The 12,721-nt window shown below is 70.4% G+C and carries 7 protein-coding genes and 1 pseudogene; 6 read left to right on the forward strand and 2 right to left on the reverse strand.

Annotation, left to right across the window (positions count from 1 at the left end; all coding sequences use genetic code 11):
* The first annotated feature begins 152 nt into the window (after positions 1-152).
* Together OG948_RS28070 and OG948_RS28075 are read left to right on the forward strand one after the other, a co-directional pair.
* Positions 153-3,203 carry an AAA domain-containing protein gene (locus OG948_RS28070; protein WP_406299103.1) on the forward strand — a complete coding sequence of 1,017 codons (3,051 nt, stop codon included), beginning with the start codon at positions 153-155 and terminating at the stop codon, positions 3,201-3,203.
* A 273-nt stretch (positions 3,204-3,476) separates the two neighbouring features.
* Positions 3,477-4,667 carry a phosphotransferase family protein gene (locus OG948_RS28075; RefSeq protein ID WP_406299104.1) on the forward strand — a complete coding sequence of 397 codons (1,191 nt, stop codon included), beginning with the start codon at positions 3,477-3,479 and terminating at the stop codon, positions 4,665-4,667.
* Positions 4,668-4,930: 263 nt separating this feature from the next.
* Here the strand turns inward: OG948_RS28075 and OG948_RS28080 are convergent.
* Positions 4,931-6,216, reverse strand: a pseudogene (locus OG948_RS28080) (phytase).
* Between the two features lie 601 nt (positions 6,217-6,817).
* On the opposite strand from OG948_RS28080, the gene OG948_RS28085 reads away from it, so the two are divergent.
* On the forward strand, positions 6,818-7,432 hold the full coding sequence (locus OG948_RS28085; RefSeq protein WP_395859575.1) for a zinc ribbon domain-containing protein: 615 nt from the start codon (positions 6,818-6,820) through the stop codon (positions 7,430-7,432).
* 100 nt (positions 7,433-7,532) lie between these two features.
* Here the strand turns inward: OG948_RS28085 and OG948_RS28090 are convergent, their stop codons facing one another.
* Positions 7,533-8,453 (reverse strand): acyl-CoA thioesterase, encoded by a 921-nt coding sequence (locus OG948_RS28090; protein ID WP_406299105.1) that lies wholly within the window; start codon positions 8,451-8,453, stop codon positions 7,533-7,535.
* Between the two features lie 956 nt (positions 8,454-9,409).
* On the opposite strand from OG948_RS28090, the gene OG948_RS28095 reads away from it, so the two are divergent.
* The 3 genes from OG948_RS28095 (at position 9,410) to OG948_RS28105 (ending at position 12,584) form a co-directional block, all read left to right on the forward strand.
* Positions 9,410-10,093 carry a hemerythrin domain-containing protein gene (locus tag OG948_RS28095; RefSeq protein ID WP_406299106.1) on the forward strand — a complete coding sequence of 228 codons (684 nt, stop codon included), beginning with the start codon at positions 9,410-9,412 and terminating at the stop codon, positions 10,091-10,093.
* 651 nt (positions 10,094-10,744) lie between these two features.
* On the forward strand, positions 10,745-11,701 hold the full coding sequence (locus OG948_RS28100) for a RimK family alpha-L-glutamate ligase (protein ID WP_406299107.1): 957 nt from the start codon (positions 10,745-10,747) through the stop codon (positions 11,699-11,701).
* 16 nt (positions 11,702-11,717) lie between these two features.
* Positions 11,718-12,584 carry a RimK family alpha-L-glutamate ligase gene (locus tag OG948_RS28105; RefSeq protein WP_406299108.1) on the forward strand — a complete coding sequence of 289 codons (867 nt, stop codon included), beginning with the start codon at positions 11,718-11,720 and terminating at the stop codon, positions 12,582-12,584.
* Positions 12,585-12,721 lie beyond the last annotated feature (137 nt).

Below are 12,721 nucleotides of genomic sequence, written 5' to 3' on the forward strand. Positions count from 1 at the left end.
GACATTCAAGGTGCTAAGGGGGACTTCGGCCGGCCTTGCCCCCGGTTCTCTTGCCCGGCACTCGGAGGGCGTGCCGCGGACCAGACGGTTGTGGTGTTCCGGCGCTCGCGTACAGACTTGCAGAGCGCAGCACAGCGACACGAGGGGGCGATGTGGCTGACGACCGGGTCGAGGCAATCCTGGGCATGTGCATGGCGCTTGATATCGAGGCCAGGAAGGCTCGGCAGGCATCCAGGGATCTGCGGACGGTTGCGCTGCGCGATGGCCAGGGCGGCACCGACGTGAATGGACGCCGTACCTACGTGTTCCGTGTTGGCCACGGTGAGTGGCCTGCCGAGTTCACCGCCGCTGCGCTTGTCGCCCGTGCGGCCGGCAGGCAACACGGTCCTTGGGTCGCCGCGAAGGGGGCGCCCGAAGGACGAGGGGGGATACGCCTGGAGTGCGACGCCGAATTATCCGATCTGACCCGGGTCGATGTGGCTACGGACCCGGCCGAGGGCGAACTCCGGCTCCGTGCCAAGCTCATGGCCCTCGCCGAGTCCGATGACAAGTCGAGGCGGACGCGAGCCGGTCGGGTACTCGGGGCGGGTACCTCGAAGGCGCGGCCACCACGAGACGTCTGCGCGCTGGTCACCGGTCTCGACGCGCTCAACACACAGCAACGGAATGCTGTAACGCTGGGACTCGGCGCGGAGATTGCCTACATCTGGGGGCCGCCTGGTACGGGAAAGACCGATGTGGTCGCGGCCCTCGTCGAAGGGTGCTACCGGCAGGGTAAGACGGTGCTCCTCGTTTCGCCGACACACGTGGCGGTCGACCAGGCTCTTGAACGCGTATGCCGCCGCCTCGCAGGTGAACCGGGGTTCGCGAAGGGGCTGGTCCGGCGCATCGGTGAGGCAACCTCGACAAGCCTCAAAGAAGCGTACGGGGCGGTGATCGATGCCAAAGCTGTCATCGCGACCCTTGGCACCGAGACATCGCGTCGTCTCGAGAGCGCCCGGCGGTGGCAGCAACAGCTCAGCGAACTGGTGAACCTACGCGCTGAGTACGACACCCTCTTGGCCGAAGTCTCCGGCCTCCGAGAATCGACCGCGCATCAGCGCGACATCGATGACCAGGCCGCCCGCGCGATCTCGTCGTTACGTGACACGCTCGCCGGCCTGGATCGCAGGATCCGTGAAGCCGAACAGAGCGCGGCTGCCGGAGGCCTTCTCGCCGGGCGGCGGGCGAGGCAGGCCCAAAGCTGGACTGCAGAACGCGACAGTCTTGAGGACCAACTGAAGGTCCGCACCCGGACTGCTGCGGACCGTGCCCGTTTGTCGCAGGACGTTCGCAGGCGTGAGGCGGAGATCCAAGCGCGGATCGACGAACTCGGCCCACAACTGACCGGCCAACCTGACAGCGCCGGGCTCTCGCTCCTGGCCTCCCGGCAGGTACAACTGATAGGCGAGTTGCACGAGGCGCTCAGGGCGGTGGCGAGCCAAGTCGAATCCACCTGGCGGGTGGGCGCCGCGACCATCGCGAAGGCCGTACGCACCGGGTTTCCGACCGGGAAGACGGATGTGGTGATTGTCGATGAGGCAGGCATGGTGGACCTGCCGTCGGCGTACTACCTCGCCTCGCTGGCCGGCGAGCGCGTCGTATTCGCCGGGGACTTCCGACAGTTGCCCGCCGTGCTCACCAGCGTGGGAGCCAGGGGTTGCACCGACGAAGAGAAGCGCACCGTCGCCCAGTGGTTGGCCCGCGATCCCTTCGAGGCCGCGGGGCTGGTGTCGGAGCGGGGATCGGTGCGGCGTGACGCTCGTCTGGTCGCCCTGTCGACGCAGTACCGCATGCGCGCCGACATCTGCGCTCTGGTCAACGCCGTTGCCTACCCGGATGCGCCACTCCAGACAGGCCGTAATGAAGAAAGCGTGGTGCCCGCTGCCGACTTGCTCGGACGCCCACTCGTGCTGGTGGACACGTCCGCGCGGCGAATCCCCGGGCATCTCGTCAAATCGAATCCGGCCCACGTGGCGATCATTCACGAGCTCGTCCGAGGTCTTCAGTACGACCGAGTCCTGGCTCCGCACGGCACGACCGATCCCCCGGAAGGCCTCCGACCAGTCGACATCCTGGGCGTGATCACCCCGTATCGCGATCAGGTACGTGCTCTCGACGCGTCTCTCGCCGGCCGCTTCGGTACGTCGTACGAAGGACTGGTCGAAACCGTGCACCGTTTTCAGGGCAGCCAGCGACCGGTCGTCGTTATCGACACAGTTGCCGGCGCCGGCGACCGCGTAGGGACCTTTTACGAGGGCACCGGACTGAACTCCACCACCACTCGACTCCTCAACGTCGCGATGAGCCGCGCCCAGGACCACCTCGTCGTAGTCGCCGATGTCGACTTCCTGTGCACCAAGCTGGCACCCGGCAGTGAAACCCGCGTGATGCTCGACCACCTTGCCCTGCACGCCCAACACGTCCCGGTCGACGAACTCGTGCCGATCCGAGCAGCGGACGAGCTGGCCGGCCTGCCGCGTACCGAGTTGGCCCGCCCGGCGTTCTTCCCCGCAGACGAAGTACCCCGCGCGGTGTCCTGGGACCTACAGCGAGCACAGCGGGGCATCGACGTCTTTTGCGCATTCCTTGACCCGATGCCCGTCAATCGCTGGGCCGAGTTGCTGGCACTGCGCACTGCAGCGGGCGTTCGCGTGACCGTGCATACCCGGGAGCCGACCGATGCCCGTCGCAAGGCCCTTTTGCAGTCCCTGGAGTCGGCCGGCTGCGAGGTGCATTTCCGTGCCAGGATGCATGAGAAGGTGCTGATCATCGACGACATCTTGTGGCATGGCTCGCTCAACCTCTTCGCCTCGTCCGGGTGCTCGGACCTGATGATGCGCATCACGAGCGCCGAGGCATGCCACAACGTCCGCAGGCTCGTGGCCAATGCCGAGGCAGGAAGGGTCCGGACTCCTGGTATTTCCGGCCCGGGGCGCGATAGTGCGACAACGCCGTCCGGTCGCACGTCGACGGCCCCGGCCATTGCGGGGCGGTCGACCCGCAAGCTGCTGCTGTCAGTCCCGTTCGACGAGAAGGATGAAGCCAAGGCCCTGGGTGCTCGCTGGGACAGAGAAGCCAAGACTTGGTGGGTCGACCCGGAGACCGCGCCGCTGTCCGAGTTCGCACGATGGCTGCCGGCAGATGAACCGAACACCACGTGAAGCGCTACCGCACCCACACGTCCGAATTCGAACCTGCGCACACGGCTCCGGAGGCAGGCAGAGGCCACGTGCGTTTCAGCCTCGTGACCTGGTTGGGCTTGCGCACCCTTCGGTGTGCCCGTGGAGCACCGGACTGTCCGGGCATTGATGACGTGGGTTGCCCGTGGTAGAACCTGTTTCACTTGTGGGGCTCGTTCCCGGGCCCTTGCGGACCCGGCAGCGGTAGGTGCGCTGGGCACCGTCGCGATCGCGGCACGGATACCGGAGGTTGTCGTGGCCGACTCCGATGCGCCTGCACGCCCGCAGGTCAGCACGCGTGACCTGGCGGAGGTGCACGAGCGGCTCGTTGCCTGGCTGGCCGGACGGCTCCCGACGGGCGCAGACCCGCGGGTGTCGGAGCTGAGCACTCCCTCGACCAACGGCATGTCCAGCGAGACCCTGCTCTTCGACGCGGCCTGGACCGAGGACGGCGCGATCCGCACCGAGCGCTGCGTCGTTCGGATGCGCCCCGCCCTCGAGGCCAAACCGGTCTTCCCGACGTACGACCTCGACAAGCAGTACCGGGTCATGAGCCTGGTCGCGGAGCGCTGCGGCGTACCCGTCCCCAAGCTGCTGTGGGAAGAGCCGGGTGAGGCCGCGCCCGGCGCCCCGTTCTTCGTCATGCGGCGCGCCGACGGCTCCGCGCCGCCGGATGACGTGCCGTACACGATCGACAGCCGGCTCCTCAAGGCCGCGCCCGCCGACCGCGCCCGCCTCCAGGAGGAGTCCGTCCGGATCATCGCCGAGATCCACCAGATCTGCGCCACCGACGACGAGATCGCCTTCCTCCAGCTCGACCAGCCCGGCGGCACCACGCTGCGCCGCCACCTCAACGACCTCAAGGCGTACTACGCATGGGGCATGGAAGGGCGGCCCGTCCCACTCCTGGACCGCGCGTTCGCGTGGCTGGAGGCCAACTTCCCCGAGGACGCCGGCCCCGACGTCATCAGCTGGGGCGACGCCCGCATCGGCAACATCCTGTACGTCGACTTCGCCCCCACCGCCGTCCTCGACTGGGAGATGGCGGCCGTCGGCCCGCGCGAGATCGACCTCGCCTGGATGATCTTCGCCCACGACTTCTTCCAGGACCTCGCCGCCCGCTACGGCGGCCTGCCCGGCATCCCCGACCTGTTGCGCCGCGAGGACGTCTACTCCCGCTACGCGGAGCTCACCGGCCACACGCCGCGCAACACGCGGTACTTCGAGGTCTACGCGGCGGTCCGGCACGGCGTCCTCATGGCCCGCGTCGCGCGCCGCCAGGAGCACTTCGGCGAACGCGCGGTGGCGGAGAACCGCGACGAGACCGTCTTCCAACGCGTGCTCATCGAACGAATGCTCGACGGTACGTTCTGGGACAACCTGCCTTCCGCCCCCGCCCCCGCCCCCGCCCCCGCTGCCGGGGCCGGGGCCGGGGCTGCCGAGTGAACCCGATCGGTGCCCTCGTCGCGGCCGGCGAGACCTTCCGCCTGTGCCGGTCGAACTCGGTCACGGGGTTCGACCTGGGCCTTTCATCCGGCCGACCGGTCCTCGTCGAGTAGTCCGCCGAGTTGTCGACGGCGCCGGATTCGCTCTGGTCGTGCCGGGGCGCGATCACGTTCGGGGCGTCGTCCGGGGCTCGTAGGCCCATGATCAGAACAGCGCGGGCAGACGCTCCGACCTTTTCTGATCATGGGCTTCGACAACACGCCTCAGTCGAGTGCGGCGAGCACGTCGCGCAGGTCGACGAACTTGAAGCCGGTGGCCTCGCGGTCGCCGTCGCCCGGGGTCTCCTGGCCATCCTGGACGACCATCAGGCCCTTCGGGTAGCGCCTGCCGAGTGGGGCGTTCAGGACGGCGGCGCCGTCGCAGACCTCGGAGCCGTCCAAGGTGGCGGAGGCGCCGGTGATCCGGAAGCCCCCTCGTACTCATTGTCGTCGTCCGGCTCACGGTCATAGGCAACGAAGGTGTTGTCGCCCTGGCTGGAGGCGAGCAGGTAGCCGTCGCCGTCCGACTCGGTGAGCAGTGTCAGGCCCTCGACGTCGGCGCTCAGGTGCCGGCCGCCGTAGCCCGGGTCGGCACCGGAGGTGCACTCCTCGGTCTCCTCGTCGTACCTGCCCGGCACACCGAACTCGCGCACCCTGTCGAGGAGTTCCGGCCTGCCGGTGAGGTCGGCCGGGACGCGCCAGATGCCGACGTCCTCCTGCCCCGCGTACAGCGTGCCGTTCGCCGGGTCCACCACCATGCCCTCCACCTGCGGGAGTTCGCCGGGCTCGCCGCACGGGGCCCAGGTGGTGCCGTTGGGTAGCGGGAAGGCGGCCGGTAGGTCCAGGGTGCGGACCTGACGGTAGGTCACGGTGCCGGCCGGGGTGGCGGTCAGCTCCAGCAGGGCGATCCGGGTGCGATTGCGTTGGCTGGTCAGTGCGTAGCTGCGGCCGGTGCGCGGGTCGGTCCAGGTGGCCAGGCCGTAGGCGGTGGCCTGCTCGTTGATCTCCGCCTGATTCGCGGAGAACACCGGCCGGACGGCGGGGTCGGTGACGTCGGTGAGCGGGCCGCCCGGGCGGTCGCGGTCGATCCGGTAGATCCGCAGCCGGTCGTTGCCGCGGTCGCTGACCACCGCGAGATCGGCGCGGGCGCCTCCGAGGCGCATCCCGTGCAGGAGGTCGACGTTGTTGAACCGGCCCGGGGCGTCGTCCTCGCCGGGCCCGGCCGGAGCCGCGAGCGCCTGTACCTGGCGGGCCTCCAGGTCGTAGACCCGCAGGCCGCCCTGCTTGGCGGTGGCGATCACCAGACTGCGGCCCGGGTCGGCGGCGTTCCGCCAGATCGCCGGGTCGTCCGCGTTGGCGTCGCCACCCGCCTCGTCGTCGAACAGTGGGGCGGTCTCCGCCCGGGGGTGCACCACCGGGAGGCCGGCGGCCCCGGCGGGGAAGGCGAGCGTGGCGGTCAGAAGCGCGCCCGCGAACAGGGCCGCAGCACGCGTGGTGTGGCGAATCTTCATGTCACGGAACCCTGGCGCAACCGGATGGCTCGCCAACGATGACCTACCGACTGGTAGGTAAATATTGAGTGCACGTGCGCCTCCGGAGGCCCCAACCACTGTCCGCCCGCCGCGAGTTGAGAGGGTGCATCAGGTTGGCGCCGGTGGCGCCGGACCAGGGCTGGAAGGGGTTGGCGGCGAGGAGGTGAGCGGTGCCTGCGAACCAAACCTTGCCGGTGTCGGTATGACCGCAGCCGACGCGCCGGAAGAGTCCGTCGGTGGCGGCCGGCTCGACGGGCCTGTTCGATACCGGTCGCTCGGGCAACCCCGGTGTCGGGGGCGGAGATTCGGGGACGGGCGGCGCCGTCCCGGTCCTGTGCGACCCGGCCGTGGCCGTCGCCCCGCGTGGCCTGACATGCCATCGACGCCGGGAATGCTGCCCGATGCCCGGTCGCCCCATGCGCCGCGCCGCGCCACGCATACGCCCGACTCATGGATTCATCCGAGACCCCACGCATCTCGGGCCGCCGCCGGCAACGCCCGAGGCGTCACCCGGCGCACCGGCTCGGAGGGTGCGGTATGGGACCATCGGGCCGTTGCGTTGACAGCGGGGATTGGGAATATGCTTATTTGGGGTTTCAAGACCATATTCAAGACGCTTTCCGAGGGCGTCTTTCACTGTCCGAGGTGCGGGGGTGATCGGCAGTATCACTTGAAGTTGGCCCGGCGCTGGTTCACGCTGTTCTTCATTCCGATTTTCCCGTTCAAGGAACAGGGCACGCACGTCGAGTGTGCGACCTGTGGCGGCACGTACGAGGACACGGTGTTGCAGGGCGCGACCAGCGCGCAGATCTCCGAGCTGCTGGGCCAGGGGATGCGGGCGCTCGCGGTGACCATGCTGCGAGTTGCGGGTACGCCGTCCACGGCGGCGCGGACGGTGGCCACCGAAGCGGTCGTCGAGGCGGGCGTGTCCTGGTACTCGGTGGCCCAGTTGGATGCGGATCTCGCGGGTGCGGGCTTCGAGTTGCCTCCGGTGCTGGTGCCGCTCGGCGACCAACTCCAGCCGCAGGGGCGGGAATGGCTGCTCACCCGGGCGGCGTTGATCGCCGCCGCGGAGGGCGGGATCGGCTCGGCCGAGCGGGCGCTGCTCGATCAGGTCGGCGGCTTGCTGCAGATGACCCCGGCGCATGTCACGGGTGTCGTCGAGACGGCGCAGCGCAGCGTGCGGCGCGGCTGACACGTCGTGACGCGGGGCCGTAGGCCCCGCCGAGATCCCGCCTGCCCGCAAGGGTGGGCGGGATCTCGGCGTTTCCACCGGAGCGACGCGGCGGGGACGGTCAGGAGCCGACAGGTGCCGCCGCCACCGCGGCTGCCGAAACGGTTGCCGACGCGGCTGCCGAATCGGCGGGCGAGTCTGCGGCCGAAGCGGCGGCCGAGTCGGCGGGCGCGGAGTCGGGCAGGATCCGGCGGGCCTGGCGGCCGAGGGCGAGGAGGCGGCCGTCCGGTGTCCAGACCGCGCTGTCGTCCATGGCCCAGCCGCTGCCGGCGTGTTGGGTGCGGATCCGGACGAGGGCCCACCCGGGCACCGGGCCGTCGTCCAACGCGTCGCCGAAGTGCACCGTCAACTCCGCCGACGGGACCGGTCTGGGCCTGGTCCAGCGCGCGAACAGGGCCGGCGGCAGGGCATCGGCCAGTACGACCACGGCCGCCGCATCCAACGGCCTGCCGTCGGCGAACCGTATCCAAGCCGTCAACTCGGCGTCCGCGGCACCCGACAGCGGCAGCGTCGCGGTCGCCGGCCGGATCTCCAAACGCCTTGCGAACGGCACGAGTTCGACCGGAAGCTCCAGCGGGGCGCAAGCCTCCACCGGTGCCACCGTCGGCGCCGGGCCGCCGTCCTGATCGGGACCGGGACGCCGGGCACCGAACACCGCCGAGCCCAGCAGCACCGGATCACCGGCCTGTTCGGCACGGAACGAGGTGACCGAGGTACCTCGTCCGGCGTGCTCGACCGTGGTCGCCAGGACGAACGGCCGATCGTCGACCGGCCTGAGGAAGTGTGCGTTGACGGTCCGCACCGACCGCCCGCTGTCGGGCCGCTCGAACAACGTGTCCCGCATCGCATCGAGCGCGAGCGCCGCGAGATGCCCACCGTGTGCACCGGCCCACGCCCACCAGGACCGATCCACCGCAATCTCACGTACGGACTCGGCCCGCCCCCGCCCCGCCCCCACCCGCGCCACTCCCGCGTGCTCCATACCATTGCCTCCGCCGGGTTAGTTGGAAAATCATACTCACTATGGTCGCGGTGAGGATGGTGACCGGGAGGGGCGCCTCGGCGAGGTGGTGGTGCGGCGAGGCGGCAGTGGCGCGGCGAAGCCTTGGCGCGACGGGCCGAGGCCCGACGGGGCGGCGGGGCGGGGCGGCGGCGGGCGCGTCGATCGGATTGCGCCCCGACTCGCGCCCCGGGTTGCGCGCCTCCCCCCCCTGGCGTCATTCCGGAGGTGGTGAGTCGGAAAGCCCCCGCGAGGACCGCGATCAGGGCGGGCGTACGCGTGGACGCACGCAAGGGTCGTGGCAACTGCACTGTGGCGCCGTCGAGTTGGGCGTCGCACTGGGCGGACTGCCCGAGGTGGTGTGTTCGGCGTCGGGCGACACGGCGCGGCCCGGTGTCGAAAGGTGTTCAAGTGCCCGTTGATAAGGGCGATTCGGGGTGGTGAGGCGGGAAATTCGGGAATCGGCCGGCGGAATGTGGCGGTTGTTCGTCGGAGGTGGGGGTTCGGCGCCTCTCCGTGGGTATCGAAGGAGCAGATAGTGCGCGGCGCGCGCACGACGGCGATTGCGCCGGTGACCGGAACGACCAGGAGGACGTGGCCATGACGCGGATCAGGATCGTCAAACGCCCCGTTTCCCCGCGGCCGCAGCCGCCGGCGGATTTGCGTACACCTTCCGGGCGCCCGTTGCCCTATTGATGTCGATGTGGACTCGCCGAGGGCCGCCGGGGCACGGTGTCGGCCGCTTGTGCGGTGGTCGGACCCGCCCGATCGGGCGGGTCCGACTCGGTCCGCGCCTGCGCCCACCGCGGACAGACGTTGATCGAATGGGCATCGGACGTTGATTGACGCGCGTGACACTGACGCGTCCACGCGGTCTCGGCCGCGCCTCGCGATGGCCGGACGCCCGCGCCGTCGCCGTCCGCAAAAGGAACCGCCCCATGCCCGCCGCCACCCAGGCCGCGTCCTCCCCGCTCCTGCGCTTCACCGGGATCCGGCTCGTACACACCGCGCTGCGCCGCGACCTCGCCCCGATGGCGGGGCGGATCCGGGTGGCGTACACCGACGAGGGCGCGCCCGTCGCCGACGTCCTGGCCCAATGGCGGCTGCTCGCCCGGATCCTGATGGCCCATCACGAGTACGAGGACGCGTGCCTGTGGCCGGTGCTGCGGGTGGCCCGTCCGGAACTGCGGCTGCTGCTCAACCGCTTGGAGGCGGATCACCACCGGATCGACCACGACCTGACCGTGGTCACCGCGATGATCGGCAGCCTGGCCCGTGACCCGGAGCGCGCGTGGATGGTGGCCGCCGCCGTCGAGGCCGTGGTGGAGACGATCGACGCGCACCTGCGGGTGGAGGAGGTGCAGGTACTGCCCGAACTGGCCGCGGTGGTCGCGGCCGGCGAGCACATCGGCACCCTCGGCGCCTCGCTCGCGGCGATCGACGCGGCCGAGGTGTTCGACGTCCCGGCGCCGGTGCGCGGCGCGCCGACCGACGCGATCACGTGGCTGCTGGACGGGATCGCCGGAATCACCGGGGTCGCCGGAATCAGCGGAATCACCGGCGCGTCCGGTCTCCCCGCCGGGCCGACCCACGGCCGGTACCCGGGGCCACACTCGGCGTGAGCCGCCCGGTCCAGGTCCCTGACGCGCCCGTCTCCGTCCCCGACGTTCCCGCCCCGCCCGAGGCGGCCGACGCCGTTCGTCCACGGGGCACGGCCGCCGCCGTCGCGCACCCGCCTTCCCCCGCACCGGCTCCGAACCTCGCCCAGGCCGCCTGCACCCGTCCCCGACGCCCCCGGACACGGCCGTCGCCGTTCATCCACCGGGCACGGTCGCGCCGTCGCACACCCGTCTTACCCCACGCCGGGTCCGACCTCGCCCACGTCGCGTACATCCGCCCACCGCGTACACCCCGTCACCTCGTACGCCCCACCCCGCCTCGTCCCGCCCGTGCCGCGCACGCCCGACCCACCCCGCCCAGCCCCGACCCATCCCGCCCAGCCCCGACCCACCCCCGCGGCCCCCAACCCACGCCGCGTACCCCGCGCCGCACCTCCGCGTACGCCTTGACCTGCTCTATGCCGGGCGTCCGAGCGGAGCACCCGATTCCTCTCTACTCTTGACTGATGACGAATCACCCCCCAAATGGCCCATGATGGTGGTCACCCGTGGAGTTTGGTGGGGTGTGTGCCGGTCGTTCACGGCGCGCGTGGCATGCTGTGCCGTCAATGTTCTGCCGGATGGGGGAACGGCGGCCGTCCCGGGGGGATATCGATGAAACTGGCATTCCTCGTTGAGGAGCACTACCGCCACGACGGCATGCCGCTCGACGTGGTCCGACAGCTCGACGCGTGGGGGCATCACGTCGACATCGTGCGGCCCGGCAGCTCGTTGATCGAGTTGTCCGACCTGATCCGGGCCGGTTCACACGACGCGTGGGTGCTCAAGACGGTTTCCGGCGGTCCGGGGCTGAGCATGTTGGAGGCCGCGGCGGCACTCGGGCTGACCACGATCAACGACGCGCGCGCGATTCGATCGGTGCGCGACAAGGCGGTGGCCGCGGTGATCGCGCGCGCCCACGGGTTGCCGATGCCGGTCACCTATTTCGCCGCGGTTCCCGAGTTGCTCTCCTCGATTCCCGCCGACCGCTACCCGCTCGTGGTCAAGCCGGTCGGCGGCAGCTCCGGGCGGTCGGTGCACCTGGTGTCCACACCTGCGGAACTGGCCCGGTTGGGCGGTGAACTCGCGGGTGAAGGGCCGTTGTTGGCCCAAGCGTACGTGCGCAATTCGGGCCAGGATCTCAAGGTGTACTCGATTTCGGGGGAACTCCACGCGACCGTGCGGCGCTCACCGCTGCATCCGGAGCATCCCGTCCGCGAGAGTCGGGTACCGCTACCGAGCGGAACGGCCGCGCTCATGCACCGAATCGGCGCGGCCTTCGGGCTCGACCTGTTCGGCGTGGACATCATCGAGGGGCCGGACGGGCCGATGGTGGTGGACATCAACGACTTCCCGAGCTTTCGCTGCGTGCCCGACGGGGTGGCCCGGGTGGCCCGCGCGGTGCTCGACCTCGCGAGCGGCGGCGGCGCCGGAATCGGTGCCGCGGCCGGTACGGGCGTCGCCGCGAACGGCGTCGCCCGCACGCCGCTGCGCGCCAGGCCCGTGATCACCCCCGCCCGCGCCGGTACCACTCCGATCGTCGACGCCGCGCCGCCCGCGTACGTCGGCTGACGGGGCGCGTGCACACGTGCGGATCTGCCTTGTCACCGATCGGCCCGACCACCCCCTCCTGGCGGAAGCCCGAGCCCTGCTGACACCGCGTCACGAGGTGGTCGCGCTCGATCCGGACACCGTCACCGACCGACACCCGATCACCGCCGACGTCTACCTGCTCAAGGCCCGTACCGCGAAGGCGCTCGCCTTCGCGGAGCGGGCCGAGCGGCACGGCGCCCGGGTGCTCAACTCCGCGGCGGCCACGCGGGCGTGCCAGGACCGGGTACGCATGGCCGAACTCGCCTGGGCGGCCCGCCTGCCGTTCCCGGACACCACGGCGTTCGCCTCTCCCGCCAGTCTGCTCGCGACCGGACCGGCGTTCCCGCTCATGGTCAAGAGCCGGCACAGCCGCCGACACGACCTGGTCGCCCGGGTCGACCACCCGGACGCGCTGGGTGCGCTGGCCCGGGACTGGCCCGACGAGCCGATCGTGGCCCAGGAGTTCGTCGACAACGGCGGCTGGGACCACAAACTGTGGGTGGTCGACGGCCACGTCTTCGCGGGCCTGCGTCGCACCGCGCTCGACGGCCCCGCCGAAACCAAGCCGATCGCGCCCGAAGACCTCCCCACCGGCTGGTCCACACTCGCCCGCCGGGTCGGCATCGCCTTCGGCCTGGACGTGTACGGCGTCGACATCCTGGAGGTCGACGGCGTCCCGTCGATCATCGACGTCAACGCCTTCCCCGGCATGCGCGAGATGCGCGGAGCACCCGAGGCGCTGGCCGGATTGGTGGATCCGACCGAAAGGGCGGATCGGGCGGAAAGAATAAGCCGGGCGCAGGTATCCGCGACCTCCTCGATCGGCATTAATCGAGGCAATCGTACAAAACCGATCCGTTGATCGCGGCCCCCGGGAAACGTGTCGAAGAACCATGATCACCGAACGTGGTGGCGGGGATGCGGAGATCGCAATTCCCCTGCTACGGTTCTGCTGCCGACCGGATTAATTGTCGGTCGTAATCGCACATTGAAAGGTTC

The organism is Embleya sp. NBC_00888 (genome assembly GCF_045207655.1).
GTDB lineage: Bacteria > Actinomycetota > Actinomycetes > Streptomycetales > Streptomycetaceae > Embleya.